Below are 18123 nucleotides of genomic sequence, written 5' to 3' on the forward strand. Positions count from 1 at the left end.
GCAAATGGATCATCGCGCATTTTTCGCCAGGATAGTGGCGTGACGCGCTCAATTGTGATCTATCTGGCTGGCCTGGGGATATGAGAGGACAGAATAATTCATGAAAGCATTTACCACCCATACCGGTCTGGTGTTGCCATTGGATCGTGTGAACGTCAACACCGATGAGATCACTCCGGCGCGTTTTCTTAAAACGACCAGCCGTACAGGTTTTGAGGCCGCCCTGTTTGCCAACTGGCGCTATCTTGGAGAGACGCAGGAGCCCAATCCTGACTTCATCCTCAATCAGCCCCGTTACCAGGGAGCAAGCGTCCTGGTTGCTGGCGATAATTTTGGTTGCGGTTCATCGCGTGAACACGCTCCCTGGGCACTCTCGCAGTATGGTTTCCGCGTGCTTATCGCGCCCAGCTTTGCTGATATCTTCTACAACAACTGCTTCAGCAATGATCTACTGCCAATTGTTGTGGATGAACAGACTGTCCAGCAGCTGTTCAAGGATATCGAAGCCACCCCTGGCTACTCCCTGGACGTAGATTTGGCGCAGCAGACGGTGACGCTTCCCGACAAAAAGGTCATTCATTTTGATATTGACTCATTCAGGAAAGAACGCATGCTTCAGGGGCTTGATCTGATCGCCTGGACTCTCTCGATGAACAACGATATCGTTGCCTATGAGCAGAAACGTAAGCAGGAAGCTCCCTGGTTTTTTGCAACTCGCTAGTAGCGTCGTGCCTCGGGCACGATGTCCCACTTGACGTACGATCAGGCGGGCTAGCGTGGTTCGCCGAGATCCTGCTAACTCGTACGAGTTACTGGGACATCGTGCCCGAGGGCACGACGCTACTAAAGGGTAAGAGTGATTTTGTTTAAGCCACGCGGCATATCAGGCTCCAGGCGCTTTGCCAGCGTCAGATACAGGCCGAGTAGCTGTCCAGGGATAATCGCGGCGATTGGGCTTAACCATTCAGGGATATCTTTAGGAAGCGCAAAAGCTGTTTGAGCCAACGCTAACGCCTCATCCTTATCGGAGATGATTATCAGCTCAGCTTTGCGACTCTGGAGATCTTTTGCCAGATCCAGCATATCAGCCGCCGTTGCCCCGGATGGCATAATCAGAATGGTTGGAAGTCCCTCTTCGATGGTCGCGATCGGACCATGGCGAAAGTCGGCTGAAGAATAGGCCGTGGCCATCACATAGGTCAACTCTTTGAGCTTGAGTGCCAGCTCAAACGATGTCGAGTAATTATAGCCTCGACCAACCACGATACACTGATTCATATAGCGATAGCGCTCCACTTGTTGTGCGATTGTGGGAGCATTTTGCAGCACCCTGGCAATCTGATCAGGGACCGCCTGTAACTCGGCCAGACGTTGTGGATCACCATTCCAAAGTGCTGCGAACAGCATCATCACTGCCAGCTGAGCTGTATATGTCTTCGTCGCCGCCACACTGCGCTCCTGACCGGCATGCAGCTCCACCACATGATCAGCGATGCGCGCCAGTGCCGAATTGCTATCATTTGTGATCGCGATCGTGGGACGTCCCTGACGCTTGCCCTCTTCAAGGACAGCCACAATATCTGGCGACTGTCCCGATTGTGAGATACCGACGACCAGAGCGTTTTTCATGCGCGGAGACGTCGCATAGAGCGTCTGCAACGAAGGCGTCGCCAGTGCAATAGGATAGCCTGCAAAGGTCGCCCAGGCATATTTGGCATATGTCGCAGCATGATCTGATGAGCCACGAGCCGCAATCAAAATATAATCGAACGCCGGAAGTTCAGCCACGATCTGCTTAATATGCTCCGTCTCCAACGCCAAAAGATGTGCAATTACCTCCGGTTGACTAAAGATCTCCTGTTCAAGTAATGATGCCATATGTCCTCCATATATACCCAGCGCAAGTGGAATCCCACTGCTGGTTCGATGAATTTAGCCTATCTATCTGTTCCCATTTGTAACTATATCACATATTCTGGTATAGTGGTCTAGACGACTGGTACGGGCGGCTATTATTCCACGAGACCGCAACGCGATAGCATGTAGCTCCAAATGATATGTTTTAACGAGTAAGGAAGAGACATATGATTCTTTTGTTATATTTAAGACGATTATGAATATTAAATCCAATCATCTTGCCAATTATTTGCCCTTGCAAGGCTCTGAAAATCTCGATGGCTTAGTAAGTTATTTATTTTTACCCAATCTTCTGTCGGTAAGCTATAGCCTACTGCATTGGGTTCTCTTATCTCAATAACTTGCAGGCCTTTTTGTTGAGCCAGTGGTCTATCTAATTTGATGATTGTATTGTTCGAATTGTTTGGATCTTCTCTAGGCATGCCAATGACAAGTAAGGATGCGTCTATTCTGTCTCTGAACATATTATATATAGTATTATGTAGCTTTTGAGAATTTGCATCCTCGAATCTTTGCGGCGCAACATGCTCGATGATTGGCTTAGTCCATTCTAAGTCAAATTGTGCACCGTCAACTGTCACTCGTTGGAAAGAAGGGGGGCGCTCCATATTACGGGGTGGATCAATTGTTCGGACTTGCTCCTTTATTTTAGCCCGCGCTTTACCCCAACCAGATCTATGACCACGCTGGCCGCTTGATGTAGAAGGTCCATCTGTCCCCATAGGAGGTAGTGTCTGTTCGACATTCCTGTCCCACATTGATCTAGAATCATGAGATGATAGGTGTGCTTCTAATTTTGATTTTGAAGTAGAAGCATGAGATGAATCAATAGTTGATATAAGTTCTCTGCGGATTGCTTCGCGTTTGTATAATTCAGCAGCTTCCTGTGCAATAGCCGGGTCTATGACTGATCCCTCTCTTCTACGATTTTTAATCCCCCTATTTGTAACAGCAGGTTCAAAGTGTGATCCGGATCTTTTGTCTGATTTAGACGTTGAGTCATCCTCAGCTGATATTGAATCTCGCCAAAATGATGGTGAATCTCGGCTAAAAGGAGGTCTTCCACTGGATGTTGATGGTTCTTCACTCACTGTTTCCATCGCAAAAACACCGCGTGGATTATAATTTGGGCTAGTTCTTTTGGTTAATCTAGCAGCCTCATGTGAATTATGAGCTGGTATAGGTAGTAGTGATAAATCTCTATTTGCACTCGATGAAGAAGCCTCATGTGAAGAAAAGAGTGGTGATAGTGATGGCCGGCTGCTGACTGGCGTAGAGTCAAAGCCAGATTTACGAGGTGGAAAAGACGTTAAAGGTAATTCACTTGCCGATCTAAATCTAGAAGCGTAAGGTGAAGTATCAGATGGTATGGGGGCCTCAAATTGTCTAGGGGGTGTAGAAGGTGAGGGAGTGTCAGTGTTATACTGATGACGTGTTGTCCTAATAACACGCGACCTCATTGATGAAGAATGGGTGTCTTGTCCTGGCTGTTGTATGGGGGCCTCAAATTGTCTAGGGGGTGTAGAAGGTGAAGGAGTGTCAGTGCTATACTGATGGCGTGTTGTCCTAATAACACGCGATCTTATTGGTGAAGAATGGGTGTCTTGCTCTGGCTGTTGTAAAGATGACTCTGGTGCAAGTAACCTATACCTTCCATCACGTAATAGATTGGGGGTTGCGTTGCTCCTATCACTCGCAGAAGGTGTCGTATGTTCAACCCCTTCTCTTCTGTTTCCTTTATACATGTGTTTTTTCCTTTTTTATAAAGATGCTATGTTTGGAAAGGATTGTCATGGTGTGAGAAAAGAAATAGACAGAGGTCAAAAAAACTTTTCATGATCCACGAGTTCATCCTTATCATAAATGTGCGTTAATGGATTGATTATTTAAGGCCATTAATATAAACAACTCTGTTCACTTACATAATATATAGGGGAGAAAAGATAGAAAAAAGGTCTTTTGGGATCGTCTAGAGGTCGTTTCATTTTGATAATATTTAGTTACGGCTTATGTGTTGGTGCCAAATATTCCGTCTTCGGGAAGTAGTGGCGAGAAATTGTAGGGAGCGTTAGGCACATGAAAATAAAGCGTATGCATGTGAAAGGATAAGCATAATGTACCTTCAACCACATCATCAGCGTGTTATCGAGCGACTCGTCGCAGAATTCCAGGATGATCCACGTTATCTGGCCCTGCTCGTCGGCGGATCGCTGGTCAAAGGCTGGGGCGATGTCAACTCCGATGTCGATATCATGATCATCGCCACCGACGAAGAATATGCCCAATGCGTGAGCCGTAACAGCTTCTGGTACTACAATACCGAATTCTGCGACTATCCAGACGGATACGTCGACGGCAAAATACTGGATCTGCAATTCCTGCGCGATGTCGCTCAAAAAGGTAGCGAGCCAGCACGGGCTGCATTCAGAAACGTCATCACCGCCTTTTCCCACATCCCCGAGTTGGACAAATTGGTGCAGCAGATACCTGTCTACCAGGAGGCCGAACGAGCAGAAAAAATGCAAGCATTCTACAGTCAGGTACAAACGATGAACTGGTTCGTGCGCGAAGCCGAAAAGAGACAATCCGCCTACCTGATGGCTCACTCCACCACCGAAATGATCCTCTATGCTGCTCGCCTGATCCTTGCGTACAATCGCGTCCTCTATCCCTATCATAAATGGCTCATGCGCGCCGTAGAGGACGCTCCAGACAAACCCGCAGATTTCCTCCCTCTGGTTGATAAATTGCTACAACATGGCTCTGTGGCGAACGCTCAGGCCTTATGGGAATGTATCATTGGCTTCCGCGATTGGAATATTTCCTATAATCAAGGACTAACGCAATTCCTCAAGGATAGTGAGTGGAATTGGCGCGATGGGCGCGCTCCTCTGCAAGATTGGTGATTTTTATTCGAAAGGATCTGCCATGGTGTGCTCAGAGAAATAGTTTAATTCTTGGGAAAGTGATTACTATGGCGAAATGGAGCTACTATATCTAAAAAATATTGAGTAAGTAGGATTATCTAGAAATGCTTGGAGTCGTTCTTTTGGCTGTTTGTCATCGGGGAATACTGTGCTTGGGGTATGTTGCTGTGGCTCTATAATTTGCTGCACGAAGTATTTAAAGAGTTTTCCTTTAAGTTCAATGAGATTGGCTCCGAACTCGCTACCTTGATTGTGCCCAGTTCCAACTAAGTAATAAGGTTTTTGATCAGGTATCTGCTTTTGATTGGATGGTCCATGCTGGCCTGAGGAAGAAAAATTAGAAGACTTGGTATAAGACGTATAAGACATTGAACAAAAAATTTTCTGGGAAAGATTGTTCAATGTCTTCTTTATATCCGGCGGGATACGGACGATGCTTGCTAAATTAAAGCCCATCCACACTTCTGCGAGTTTTTTCAAAGTCGTGGTGTTTGAGCAATTATCTTATCTCTGCATCAGGATCTTTTCTTAAGAGACATACCTTAATTATCGATAGTATGGTATCTACAGTCAATGGGGATAGTACCTATGGATTTTTACGTTACTGTGCTGCTTTCCTGTTTTTTCTGCCGATATTTCCGGATGAGCTGTGAGTTGTCTTGGGAGCTAGCTAAAATCCGCATCTTTTATACTTAAAGCAAGTTCGGATTGGTGTCACATCTTTCAGGAGGTCCCTTACATGAGTGAAATTGCTCAACTGCGTGAGCGTATCGAGTTGGAGTTACAGGCGATGCGCCGTGGTTTATCTGGATTATCTTCGGGTACGGCGCGCCATGAATTTATCCATGCGCGTATGGATCAGGTTGGTCAGTGCCAGGATTGTCTGGCGGATCAGGTTGGCGAGCATACGGCGACGATGATGGTGTGTCAGTTGTATGTGCAGGCTATGGAGAGTGATCTTCCCCGGGTAGAGCCTGTCCCTGTTTTCTACGATGTTGCACGGTAGTATGTGTCTGTATGTCATCACTGTAACTATTTATATGTATTGCTGACATCATTTCTTGCATCATCTTAGTTATTCATGTAGGAAGTACGTAGATCACTCATGATGTGTGCTGTGGCGTTTTGAGCAAAGCAAGGGAATAGGGCATGTTCGCTGAGTTTTTGACACTGTATGATATCAATCGCTGGCTACGTTACGTTACCTGGATGGGTCTGGTCTGTGCGGGCATTTTTTTCCTGATTGCTGATGGTGGCCTCCCTCCGAGTTCCTGGGTATCTTTTATACAGACGCTTCTGATCTTGCCTGCTTTGTGGGCTGCTGATAATACCTCCTCTTTCTGGTGTTTGACTGGATCATTGCTCTGGTCGCTGGCCTGGGGAGGTCTCTGGTATCTCTTACTGTATAGTGGTGGGATGCTTATCCGACATCATCTGCGTGCGAACTCGACCTCCTCGGAGCGCATGCGGGAGGCGGCCGCATCATGGCTGCCATCGCAACAGTTCTCGCTAGCTGTCTCTCCATCGGGCATCAGTGCGGACACACTGAGTTCGACCGCTCCGCGACTGCGCCTCCCGCAGCGACCATCCAGGGGAGATCATGGTCAGACCGCTTCTCTGACGACGCCTCGACTGCATCCTCAGCCTGAACTTGCCGATCTGCCGACGCGTCCGGCTGGCAATATGCAGCGGACGTCAGTCAACACGTCGACGGCCATGCGGGTCTTGCCCATGCGTGTGGGAGTTGGCTGGCATCCTGGAGTTGCACGTCGTCATTATCCTAACGAAGATAGTGTTGTAGTGATGCAAGGCAGCTACACGTATCAGAATCAGCTGTTGCCATTCGGTCTGTTTGTGGTCGCCGATGGGATGGGGGGACATGAGGATGGTCAGGTGGCCAGTCGGATGGCGATGCAAACGGTCTCTCACACAGTGCTTCAAAACATCATTATGGGGAAAGAGCTGAGCGATGAGTTTTTCACCGATATGCTGGTCGGAGGAGTGGAATGGGCTAATCTGGCCATCTATCAGCGAGGCAAGGCCGAGGGAGTTGATATGGGGACGACGTTGACGGCTGTGCTGGTGATTAATATGCGGGCCTATATTGTCAATGTCGGGGATAGCCGGACATACTTGTTTCGCGATAGTGCTGGATTGATCCAGATTACGCGTGATCACTCTCTTGTGGCCTCGCTGGTGGCCTTTGGACAGATCACGCCGGACGAGGTGTATACGCATCCCGACCGTAGTCAGATCTATCGTAGTCTTGGGCAAATGGAGGATCTCAAAGTCGATTCATTTAAGATCGATCTGGAGCCACACGATCGCCTGCTGCTCTGCTCGGATGGTCTCTGGGAAATGATTCGTGATCCCGCCATTGAGAGGATCATCCGCTCCAGTGACGATCCGCTGCTGCTGACCGATCGCCTGGTTCAGACAGCTCTACGTGGTGGCGGAAGTGACAATATCAGCGTTGTTGTTGCCCAGATCTAAGCGCTAGCCAGGTTGTAGGAGGTAGCTCAGAAGTAAAAAGCTATCAGGATTTAAGAGATAATGTATCATCATAGATTTTTTATCGTGCTGCCTGACAACTCTTTTCTGATCAATGCAGTAGAAAAAAGAGTTGTCAGGCAGCACTTTGATTCTTTTAATACTTTCTTCATTCACTTAAGTGGGATAGTAATGGTAGACTTTAAGTGCTCATCATCGAGAGGTGCCTGATAAGAGGGAGGTGTTCCCCGGCAAGGAACGGCGTTGGGAGGGGAAGGGCTCTCATCAGGCATCTTATCTCCCCAAAAGTATCTTCATAAGCCTGGAGTCCCTACAATCTAGTGGATTACTATGTTCCAGTGCACTTCTCAATGCATACAATCGACATTGTGCATAAAGAAAGGTCGAGCTTGATGTGCTTGGCGGGCTCATCTATTGCTCGACCTCTGGTCATACAGGACATCATCTTATGTCTACATCGTCCTGTTACTCATCATCGAAATGGCTCAATCGCATCACCCCAAAAAGTCTTGGAGCCTTTTGCTGCGGCTTGGTGAGTCTAATTTGCGCAACGCGCGGAATTCAACCTGACGTACCGCTTCATGGCTCAGGCCTAACTTTTTTCCTGTTTCTGATAAACTATGTTCACCCTGGTCATTGAGACCGTAGCGGAGTTGTAACACCCTCCTCTCGCGTTGTGATAGCACGGATAATAGGTCGCGAATGTGTTCCTTCAATGTTTCCGAGATCACAACCCGTTCAGGAGAGTAGATAGGATCATCTTCTAACAGATCGCTCAAGGTAACTTCATCATCGCCGCCTTTGCGTGGCATGTCGAGACTGACGGTCTCCTGGTTCGTGGATAGTAAGGCGATGACCTGTTGGACGCTGACTTCCATCTGTAGAGCGAGCTGCTCTAAGGTTGGTTCGTTTTCGAGCCCATGTTCCTGTTGTATACGGCGGCGTACGCGACCCAGGCGCTTGATCTCCTCCACTTTGTAGAGGGGGACGCGGATCATATGTGCCTGTTCGACCAGTGCGCGTGTAACATATTGTCGAATCCACCAGGTCGCATAGGTGCTAAAGCGATAGCCTTTTCTGTGATCAAACTTTTCCACGGCGTGCATCAGCCCAATATTGCCCTCTTGGACGAGGTCCATCAGGTCAACACCGAAGCCTTTATACTTACGAGCGATATGCATCACCAGACGAAGATTCGCCTCGATCAACTGCGTTTTCGCATCGTTCGCCTCACGTGTAGCCTCAACTTCCTTCAGCTCTCGGGGCTCTTTGGGCAGACGCTGTTGTAAACCGCGTTGGCGCTTGCCTGTCAGGACACGAGCCTTCTCAATACGTTCGGCCAGGTTTTTCACCTCATCCGAGGAGAGTAGATCAACCTGTCCGATCTCATAGCGATAAAAGCGACTTGAATCATTCAAACTTAGTTCAGCCGGATTCGCTTCTATATGCATATCAGAAGTAGAAGTTGTGGGCGCATCGATTACCATCGTATTTTTCATCTGGACATCCTCTCAAATGGGTGTTTATTTGGCCTCTAATGAAATTGAGTATACGTGGCGAAGCTTTCTACCATCTCCTACATTGCTTCCTCTTGATACATAAAGAAATAGCCACATTTTTTAATGAATCGTCACGCAATCAGTCCTGGAGACAACAAAAAAGACCTTTTTTTGGCCATCATCGCGAGGAGTACAAGATTTTTTTTACAGAAATTGTGTAAGAATGTACCTGTCTTATACCAGTCTTACCATTTTTACTTCAACGAGGGGAGCTTGGAGGATGTCTTTTCTGGAGAATTGAGCTTAAAAATGCATGCGTACCGATTCGTCTTCGTCCGGCTTAAACCGTCTTGTTTTTACAAATTGGCTGTCAAATTGGCTGTCAAAAATTGCGCTCGTCCCACGGGGATAAGCCTTGCTTTACCTTTGTTTTAGGATTCCATTAATGTAATCATGCTCGCTCCTTTTGCGCACTCTGATACTTCTGATCAAGTTCTCTCATGGCATTCTGCTGCATAGCCGGAGTAACATGTGAATAGATATTGAGTGTGATGCTGATATTGGCATGTCCCAGTAGCTCTTGAATCACTTTCACGTTCACTCCCATTGACAGTAAGATGGTGGTCGCCGAATGACGTAGATCGTGGAAACGCATATCCGGGAGATTAGCCTTCTGAAGCGCGTGTTTAAATTGTGCCCACAACGATGATGGATTGATGTGCTTTCCCAGCGGACCGCAGAAGACAAGCTGATGCTGTTCCCAGGCTTTCCCCGCTTTCATGCGTTCCTGTCTTTGTTGCAAACGATGCGCTTTCAACGCTTCTTGAAGAAACGTTGGGAGGATAATGGTACGCTTACTGGTTGCTGTCTTTGGATCCGTTTCAAGATGCATATGGCGTGCTCCCGTATGAGGTGGAATGTAGGACACTGTCCTGCTCACATGGAGCATTCCCTGCTCGAAATCGATATCATCCCAATGCAGACCAAGAATTTCTCCCCGTCGTAATCCGAGCGTGACGGCGACTAAAAGAATTGTTTCAATACGGTATCCTCTCGCCGCTTCTACCAACTGCATTGCTTGCTCATGTGTGATGTATCTCATCTCAGTTTTTTTGTGAGATGCTGACAGGGATTGAGCGCTATTCTATGCCATTTGACGGCATCACCAAAGGCGGCATTGAGTATGGTATGGATGAGATGAATCGTATTTGGCGAAATACCATTGCTGCGTAGTTGTGTATACAGTTTTTGAATCTGTGTGCCGGTCAATTGTTGCAATGTATCATTTCCAAGTATTGGCACCACATTTCGATGAATATAACTGCTATACGAGACATACGTCGTTGTTTTAATGGCAAGAGAATCACGGCGTATCTCAAGCCAATCGTCAAGATAGTCTCGCACCTTTTGATTGCGTTCTGTCACCAGAGAGCCCTGCTCATGTTTACGAATCAGCTGCTTTAATTTCTCCTTGGCTTCCTTTCTTGTCTTGGCGTAACGCTCAATACGCTTTCCGCTGATTAATCGCAGGCTCGCGACGAAGCGCCCGTCTTGACGCTCATAAATAGTTCCACCCCCATAATCACTTTTGGGTTTGGCATTTTTTACAGGTGCATCAGAACCTTGTCTTATTTTGACCATGTGATGTACTTCCCTTTCAATGAAGGGCAAGACTGGATTCGTCTATTTTACAGCATCTGTCGGCAAATTTGAAGCCATTGCTATCCATTTCCTCCTTTTTTTGAGACTTGGAGCTTCTTTTTCTGAATTGAAAGAACTATGGGAGTAGAGAATTGCTCAATTGAGAAAAATTGTGTGCAAACTTCTGCTAATGCTTCCGTAGATGCTTTCTCATTGATCTGATTTCGTACTTCTCGAATGATAACGTTTCAAATTACTTTGATAGTGAAGCTCATGCAGTCATATCTTCTGTTCATTCGATGATGTTATTGTTTCAGTATCAGTTACGGCTGATGTTTGAGTCACTATCGTTGTCAGATTAGCGAAATAGCCTAGCAATCGGCGATGGATGAAACGATAGCCTCCCCCTACTCGCTGGAGGAAGATGCGTGTTGTTGCATCGTCGAGGAATGTTTGTGCCTGCCAGGGAAGACAATGAGAGTGGGCAAGAAACCAGCGAATAATATAATGGCGCAGAATGGTTACACCTCCACTCAGTACCCACGTGATTAAAAATCCACTGATTGGAATTATCAGTGCGGAGGTCAGCCCAAAGCTTCGTCCGTAACCGAGCTTGCTGATAAGTACTGAGATCGTCTTAGTGCTGAGTCCGAAGTTTAGCCAGAGGCTCATTTCAGAGAGTAGTGAGGAGATCAATCCGAAGATCAACACGCTTATCCCAAGAATGATACTCGCGCTTATAAGACTGAGGAATATTCCATTGCGCAACGAGCGGCGAATGCCCTGATTGAAGCGATGACGATCTTGATCCTTTACACGTTCTTGAGTTATGCCTTGATAGAGCCCAAGTAACAACCAGTAGCTCAAGCCATAACCTAGTCCGTAGCTCAAGCCATAGCTGAGCCCAGAGATCAACCCTGTGCTGATCCCAGAGATCAGGCTAATACTGAGTCCATAGCTGAGTCCGACGCTAAGTCCATAGCTGAGCCCAAAGAAAAGGAAAAGAACCCCTGTAAGCATGACACTCGTACGGAGATGCTCTAATTGAAGAAGATGCTTCCATGTCCAAGAAATGCGCTCTGCAAAGCGGAGGGAAGTAATTGAGCTAGTGAGGACGATATGAGTCAATATGACTGATGCACTCATGATCAAGCCTGCGCCCAATACGACACTTAGCCCTTCTATTATTCCGGAGCGCAGCACAACTGTTAACCCGAAGCTTAGCCCCATTCCAGTGCCTAAGGCGAGTGCTGCCAGCCAGACGCGTTGAGGTGCCATAGTAGCGAATCTTATCGATATAAATGTATACCAGGAAGAGTGTTGAGATGAAATGAGAACTTGTTGCCTCTGGCGCTGAAATAGAAGAACCTGAAAGAACCAGATACTTAGCCCACTCCCGATTCCGACAATGCTACCGTCGCGTATCCAGGAGACGAGGGAATAGGCTGTATCAGATGAACGAATTGCTGGTTGATAGAGATTGATGCCAAAGCTGACCGCCAGAAGGACGCTAATGAATATGCAACGTATGAACTGAATACGTTTCGATGGAGATGGATGGCATTCAATCGAAGGCATTTCTGGGTTAGTCGGCTGGGCCAAGCAATCTCCTATAACTCCTCCAAGTAGTACCGTTCCAACGTTACCTGTTAGATCAGCGTCACCTCGTATCAGATGTAAAATAAGAAAAGAAGTAATACAGCTGATCACGATGGCAGGAAGACGGATACTGAGCCATGCAACGATTCTTTGCTGTGTGTTTGTTAGCCAATCGGTTTGTAGATATTCAGCATAAAAAATCGTTTGCTGATGTACATGCATTTGTTGTGCCAGATATGTTAGCAAATGACTGGTATACTCCAGGGGATAACGAGTTTTATCACCTTTGCGTTGTACCATTCGGGCGACATAATCAGTCCATACTTGTTGCTCCAAATTTACGATCGAGTGAAGTATGGCCTCTCGGGGCGATTCTTGATAGGTGAGTAGCAAAACACTGAGCATCAGGGGAGTTGTGGCGAGTTCCCGCAGAACAGGCTGCTGAGAGAGTGCCACTCGTAGCCCAATATAGGCCGGGCCTGCTGCTCGTAACGATGTTTCTGTTTGTTCGTCAGTGAGTGGTTGCACCACAATTGCACTTTGCAGTGCGAGGCGTTCTTTTGTTGCTGCTGTATTATACTCGTGTTGGCGTGAACACACGACTAGTGGCGTCAAATGCTCTCTATGATAGGTATTGATGGCGTCAATACAGGCTGCGCGTGCAGTCTCCTCCATCTCATCAAGACCATCGAGTAGTGGGATGATGTGTTCATCCTCTACCCAGTGTGTGCTCACTTTGAGTGGCACATCATACGTATGTGCGAATTGTTCAATAAGCCATTTACCCAGTGGAGGTTGCTGGATTGCCCAAGTAGAGAGAGGCAAGATAATAGGTAATGGATAGGTGTCGTCAATGAGAGCGCGTTCTACGATGTTCTGGGCTAGATCCAGCAACAACGTGGACTTGCCAGCTCCCGGTGCTCCCAGAATGAGCAACTCTTCTTGAGCTTGTTCGTAGATGGCTAGAATCGAGGTACCTGTAGGAAGGATGCGTTCCCTCTGTTCTGGTAGCTGCATAAGCAGAGAACCCGCCGTACGGACAGCATCTGGCTTGCTTGCTAAACCCAACTCTATCCATGCTATTCCTTGTAAGGATTGATCCAGCAAACTTTGGTACGTTTGTTGCAGGCGATCCAGCACTCGTTCCCGATCAGATGTGGCACGCCGTTGCTTTCGTACAGATGGATATGTAAAAGTAGACACAGATATAAGGTGCCTAAGAATGGGCTGAAGACCGAGCAGACAGGCATGCCACGCTTCATCCTCGGTTTTCCATTGGGTAACAGGTATGCTATTGAGAGGTAAAGGAATCAATGTTCCCAGTTCTGTTGCTTGCCAATGGACTGGGCGTAAAAGCAATGGAATGACTTGTGCGGTCTTATTGTAATGATGGAGAAGTGCTCGCTGCATTACCTTTAAACAGGTCTGGGAGGCAAAGAAATCTGGACTTAACAAGAGAATAATCAGATCAGCTTGCTCAAGATGATATGTGCGTTCCTGTTCTATATTTGTGCCAGCATTTAAGTGATGTTCAGACCAGCATGAGATCAAATGAGCATGGTTAGTGAAGGGAAGAAGAGCGGTTTCCCAGTGAGCGAGCAACGTCTCATCAGCAGGAGCAGCAGCACAGAACATCGAGAGAGAGGAGTGGGATGCTTGTAATGAGGCATTATTGTTACTCTTCTTCATTATTAATTCCTATCTATTACTACATATAAGTATACGTCTAGTATAGAGATTTTCTTTTCCACATGCAAGAGGAAAGGGCTGTGAGTGAAGGTAGGACAAAAGATGCATATGGCAATTCCAAGAACATTTATTATGATCTCCATCGATCACAATAATTTAGCCGGCTTTTCTTTTTAAAACAAGCATGAATGGCTTCTCCTTTGATATATCCCCCGCATTATTTTGAAGCATCGCGATGGGAGTGGGGATATCCACGGCGATCTTTGATGGTGTGTAAAATGATGAGGCCATTTTTTTTGCATGGAGGACTTCGTTGCATTATCACACTCCTTTTAGGCAGCAAAAAAGCCATGATGGATCGTGCATGACCCACATGGCTTTTTCAGCACACAAAAACCGCATATGGATCATCAGATCCATAGCGGCATACAGCAGAGGTAAATAAAGGGCAAAACAATGCGAAGAGAGTAGGATCATATCCTTTACTTCAGGATTTTTACCTATAAGGATGACTAGCAACCGCATTCACGAGGGAAAAGAGGGGGGCAAGCACGCAAAGATGGAAGTATGGGCGTATCCATACTCCTCTCTTTGTTTGATCGTTACTTATTTTGAACGTTTGGAATGGGCGCGTCTTGAAAGATGCGCTTTTTTTCGGGCGAGCTCCTCTTGCTTGCGATCAAGTTCTTCTTGCTTGCGCTCTAATTCAAGAAGTTCATCCAGGATATGTTGCTCTTCTTCTTGCAAGCGTTTGGCTTCTAAACGCTCTTGCAGGAGCAGTTTGCGCTCCGACACATCCAATTCGTCTTCCTGAATCTCGATGCTCCACGATTGAAAACTGACCCTGGCTGCCTGCTCAATCAGCCGATCGTGATCGGGATACTGTGCACGCAATTGTTCGAGGTCTTGCAACTCAATTTCCGCCTGAAACAGTTGGAGTTGCAGTTGTGAGCTTCTCGATCGGGCTTGCGTCACCTGATGAAGCTGGCTCCCTCGCACGAGAGAAGGGCTCAAAAACGCTCTGAGTAAGGAACCTGGCGTCTTGACGGACGCGATGAAATCTTCTTCGGATTGAATTTGCTCTTGGAACGAGCGGATTTGTTTCTTGAGTGTCTGAATACGATTTTTGTAGGTCGTTTGGGTGCGATTAGCATGAGCCATGGTTGTTCTTCCTCTCTGTACACAGCCAAAAAGGCAAGGGAAAAGAGAGAAAGCCACAAGCTTTCTATACACCTCCTTTCTCTTGCCTTCTGGCAAGCAAATAATAACATCATAGGTGGGCCATCACAGGAGCAACTCACTGCCAGAGCAGGCCCAGAGCTCCGGATACCTCGGAGGGCATCCTAGTCTCATGCAGGAGCAACTCACTGCCGTGGGAGACCATCCACTTTTTTGTGTGGTTGTATCTGGAAGTGACCCGCAAAGATAGAGAGACAAAAGATGGTTAGCTCATCGGTTGATCGTTTGCCTGCTCAAACGAGATCGGACTGACATAGGCTAACGTAGAATGAAGCCGAATTGAGTTGTAAAAACATTCTAAGTACTCAAAAACCGCTTGACGTGCTTGTCGCCGTGTTTGAAAAGAGGATCGGTAGATACACTCTTTCTTCAGTGTTGCAAAGAAAGACTCCATCGCAGCGTTATCCCATGCGTTCCCGGTCCGACTCATACTCACCTGAATTCCTTCCCCGGCCAAACACGCTTGATAGCCCAGGCTGGTATATTCGCTGCCCCGATCTGAATGATGTAACAGTGGAAAACAGTCACTTTCAGGCTGCTGCCGAGCTAAGGCCATGCGGAGTGCCATCGTCACCAGCGCCTCGTCCTCAGTAGCGGCCATCGCCCAGCCCACAACCCGACGTGCGAACAGATCAAGGACGACCGCGAGATAGAGCCATCCTTCCTGTGTCGAGATCATGGTGCAATCGGTGACCCACTTCGTATTGGGTGCCGATGCATTGAAATCACGATCCAACAGATTGGGTGCAAAGCGGGCCGTTGGATCGCTCGCGGTGCCCATGGGACGACGAGACCGCTTAGGCAAGGCTGAAAGACCCAACGATTGCATCAAGCGCACCACCCGTTTGCGTCCACAATGAATCCCCTGTGTGGCGAGCAGCGCATGAATACGTGGGCTCCCATAGACCTGGCGATGCTCGAGAAAGAGTTGTTGAATCAAGGCGGAAAGTTTGGCATCTTCTCGCTCGTGCGTGCTGGCCGGACGGGTTTCCCAGGCATAATAGCCACTTTCTGAGACGTCCAATGTTCGACATAACACGCGAATAGAGTAGTCCTGACGGTGATCCGCAATAAACTGATACGTCAGATCTGGTGTCGTGAGAAGATGCCGATAGCTTTTTTTAAGATGTCACGCTCCTGTCGAAGGACATCAACTTCTCGCTTGAGTTGTCGATTCTCCTCTTCTAATGGAGGAAGATGCCCACTTCCAGGAAATGCTTGTTCTCCTCGTTCGATGAACTGTTTGCACCAATTGCTGAGCGTGCTGTCTGCAATACCCAGGTCTCTGGCAATTTGCGCTTGCGATTTCTGGCTCGATTGCAAGAGCTGCACTGCTTCCAGCTTGAATTCTTTCGTAAACGTGCGTATCATTTTTGCCATGTTCTTGACCCTCCTCTTGGAGTCTTTCTCCAAGTTTACCATATCCATCCTAGCGGGTCAAGTCCAGATTGGCACATGGATTGATAGTGTTGTGCAAATTGCTGCGATGAGAGATTAGGGAAAAGTCTGGTCTTAATTGAAGCAATGATTTTCTGACCTCATCAGAGATTTCTCGATGAGCGGCTTCCTCTTGGAGAAGCAAATGATTGATCTGATTCTGCCAGTCATCGAGCACGTTAACGGGAAGACCATAACGTTGTTGGTGGTACTCTCGTAATGCCAGAAATCCATCGAGCCTATGCATAATACCTAAGACAAAATCAAAGGTATGGTCTGTGGTATTATTCCTCAATGTGCTGTACGCGCCCAACTTGTCCATCGACCAGCCGTACCTTGATCCCATGTGGGTGAGAAGCGGAGTTAGTCAAAATGTCCCTGACGATTCCTCAGGTCAGTTTTCCTGTTCGCTGGTCTTGCTTGAGGACGATTGGGGAGATAACATACTTCATTGGCTCTTGCAAGAGGTTTAAGCGAAATTGCTTCACTCATGAAGAATGTATCAACCAATTTCATGATCACTTTCACCATTTTCTAAGGGTGTTTCGTCCAATACTATGTCTGTATAAGCATCATTGAGGGGGAACTGAAGACCGAGGCACAGCAATTCGATTGTTGCGTTTGCCTCATACATATCGTATATCCATTTCCCATTTTCTTTATGGTACATTTCCATTTTTAAAGCTTTGGCACTGACAAGGATATAAACTTCCAGTGTTGGAAGTGCGAGATAATTTTGAAATTTCCAGGTTCTATCAGAAATTTCAGTACTTGGAGAGAGGACTTCAAAAATGACCCGTGGAGATTGAAGCAGATCACCGGTACCTCTGTCTCGTTGATCGCATGTGACCGTAATATCGGGATGAAAGTAACGTTTTTGAGAAATTTGCACTTTGATATCAGAATTGTATACACGGCATGGTTTTCCTTGAAGGAGGTTCCGAAGAATGCTATAAATATTGCCACATATTGTGCTATGGTTAAACGTTCCTCCAGCCATCAGATATACCTGGCCATCAACGTACTCATAGCGGTTTTCAGCATCGGTTTCATCCAGATGAAGGTATTCCTCAACCGTCATCGTTTGTGCATGTTCCAAAGCCATATATGTATCTCCTCTAGAGCAGAAAATGTACGGATATGTGCAATCTGTATGCGCTCAAATGCCTGACATTCCTGTTGCTTTCTCATAGAAATAACTCTGTCAAGATGACAGAGTTATTTTTGCTTTACTCTGTCAAGGCTATTGTACCATGAAATGTGAAATAGCCCATTCTCAAAGAAGATGGCTTATCAGGTATAGTAAACCTGGTTACTTGCAATGGTTGTTGCAGATTTTGTGCCGTCAAAGCGAGTTTGAAAGAAGCCAGACAATATACGTGATAAAGCCGCTTTGGAAGACTTTTGGGAGAGTGTTGAGCAGTATTTGAACTTGGCTGTCAAATTGGCTGTCAATCGGTACTCAGCATTTTTTGAATATCCCCATCGATGCGCTCCTCAGGCTCCCCGATGAGGGGTCGTATACAGGCCCCTGTTTGATACCAGTCTTACCATTTTTACTTCAACGAGGGGAGCTTGGAGGATGTCTTTTCTGGAGAATTGAGCTTAAAAATGCATGCGTACCGATTCGTCTTCGTCCGGCTTAAACCGTCTTGTTTAAGTAA

General features: G+C 46.9%; 15 protein-coding genes and 1 pseudogene. 4 read left to right on the plus strand and 12 right to left on the minus strand.

Annotated elements, in window-relative coordinates; all coding sequences use genetic code 11:
• Positions 1 to 100: 100 nt before the first annotated feature.
• Positions 101 to 721 (plus strand): 3-isopropylmalate dehydratase small subunit, encoded by a 621-nt coding sequence (leuD, locus tag AC27N8_RS09870; RefSeq protein ID WP_487066449.1) that lies wholly within the window; start codon positions 101 to 103, stop codon positions 719 to 721.
• Positions 722 to 843: 122 nt separating this feature from the next.
• On the opposite strand, the gene AC27N8_RS09875 is transcribed toward leuD, so the two are convergent.
• Together AC27N8_RS09875 and AC27N8_RS09880 are read right to left on the minus strand one after the other, a co-directional pair.
• On the minus strand, positions 844 to 1878 hold the full coding sequence (locus AC27N8_RS09875; RefSeq protein ID WP_487066451.1) for an SIS domain-containing protein: 1035 nt from the start codon (positions 1876 to 1878) through the stop codon (positions 844 to 846).
• Between the two features lie 242 nt (positions 1879 to 2120).
• Entirely contained in the window at positions 2121 to 3017 is an 897-nt protein-coding gene (locus AC27N8_RS09880; RefSeq protein WP_487066453.1) for a hypothetical protein, read from the minus strand.
• Between the two features lie 1014 nt (positions 3018 to 4031).
• Between AC27N8_RS09880 and AC27N8_RS09885 the strand changes: the two genes are divergently transcribed.
• On the plus strand, positions 4032 to 4823 hold the full coding sequence (locus AC27N8_RS09885; protein ID WP_487066455.1) for a hypothetical protein: 792 nt from the start codon (positions 4032 to 4034) through the stop codon (positions 4821 to 4823).
• A gap of 66 nt (positions 4824 to 4889) precedes the next feature.
• Here AC27N8_RS09885 and AC27N8_RS09890 read toward each other — a convergent pair whose 3' ends face one another.
• Entirely contained in the window at positions 4890 to 5300 is a 411-nt protein-coding gene (locus AC27N8_RS09890) for a hypothetical protein (protein ID WP_487066457.1), read from the minus strand.
• A gap of 283 nt (positions 5301 to 5583) precedes the next feature.
• Between AC27N8_RS09890 and AC27N8_RS09895 the strand changes: the two genes are divergently transcribed.
• Together AC27N8_RS09895 and AC27N8_RS09900 are read left to right on the plus strand one after the other, a co-directional pair.
• Positions 5584 to 5850 (plus strand): hypothetical protein, encoded by a 267-nt coding sequence (locus AC27N8_RS09895; RefSeq protein WP_487066459.1) that lies wholly within the window; start codon positions 5584 to 5586, stop codon positions 5848 to 5850.
• A gap of 143 nt (positions 5851 to 5993) precedes the next feature.
• Positions 5994 to 7337: a PP2C family protein-serine/threonine phosphatase gene (locus AC27N8_RS09900; RefSeq protein ID WP_487066461.1), complete on the plus strand. Its 1344-nt coding sequence runs from the start codon at positions 5994 to 5996 to the stop codon at positions 7335 to 7337.
• A 512-nt stretch (positions 7338 to 7849) separates the two neighbouring features.
• Here AC27N8_RS09900 and AC27N8_RS09905 read toward each other — a convergent pair.
• The 9 genes and pseudogenes from AC27N8_RS09905 to AC27N8_RS09945 form a co-directional block, all read right to left on the minus strand.
• Positions 7850 to 8854 carry a sigma-70 family RNA polymerase sigma factor gene (locus AC27N8_RS09905; protein WP_487066463.1) on the minus strand — a complete coding sequence of 335 codons (1005 nt, stop codon included), beginning with the start codon at positions 8852 to 8854 and terminating at the stop codon, positions 7850 to 7852.
• Between the two features lie 451 nt (positions 8855 to 9305).
• The gene (locus AC27N8_RS09910; protein WP_487066465.1) at positions 9306 to 9956 is read right to left on the minus strand and encodes a site-specific integrase; all 651 of its coding nucleotides are present in this window, start codon (positions 9954 to 9956) and stop codon (positions 9306 to 9308) included.
• Positions 9953 to 10495 (minus strand): tyrosine-type recombinase/integrase, encoded by a 543-nt coding sequence (locus AC27N8_RS09915; protein WP_487066467.1) that lies wholly within the window; start codon positions 10493 to 10495, stop codon positions 9953 to 9955. Before AC27N8_RS09915 ends, AC27N8_RS09910 begins: the two co-directional genes overlap by 4 nt.
• A gap of 279 nt (positions 10496 to 10774) precedes the next feature.
• Entirely contained in the window at positions 10775 to 13783 is a 3009-nt protein-coding gene (locus AC27N8_RS09920; RefSeq protein WP_487066469.1) for a TIR domain-containing protein, read from the minus strand.
• 606 nt (positions 13784 to 14389) lie between these two features.
• On the minus strand, positions 14390 to 14944 hold the full coding sequence (locus AC27N8_RS09925; protein WP_487066471.1) for a hypothetical protein: 555 nt from the start codon (positions 14942 to 14944) through the stop codon (positions 14390 to 14392).
• A gap of 283 nt (positions 14945 to 15227) precedes the next feature.
• Positions 15228 to 16402, minus strand: a protein-coding gene (locus AC27N8_RS09930; RefSeq protein WP_487066473.1) for an IS3 family transposase whose coding sequence is annotated in 2 segments (ribosomal slippage) — positions 15228 to 16127 and positions 16130 to 16402 — 1173 coding nt in all. Because the reading frame shifts where the segments join, the coding sequence is not laid out codon by codon here.
• Between the two features lie 49 nt (positions 16403 to 16451).
• A complete protein-coding gene (locus tag AC27N8_RS09935) occupies positions 16452 to 16781 on the minus strand; it encodes a hypothetical protein (RefSeq protein WP_487067931.1) in 330 nt (109 codons plus the stop codon).
• Positions 16744 to 16911: pseudogene (locus AC27N8_RS09940) on the minus strand (YwbE family protein). Before AC27N8_RS09940 ends, AC27N8_RS09935 begins: the two are co-directional and overlap by 38 nt.
• Positions 16912 to 16961: 50 nt before the next feature.
• A complete protein-coding gene (locus AC27N8_RS09945; RefSeq protein WP_487066475.1) occupies positions 16962 to 17564 on the minus strand; it encodes a Uma2 family endonuclease in 603 nt (200 codons plus the stop codon).
• Positions 17565 to 18123 lie beyond the last annotated feature (559 nt).

The sequence above is a fragment of the Dictyobacter sp. Z7_2 genome (assembly GCF_057551105.1).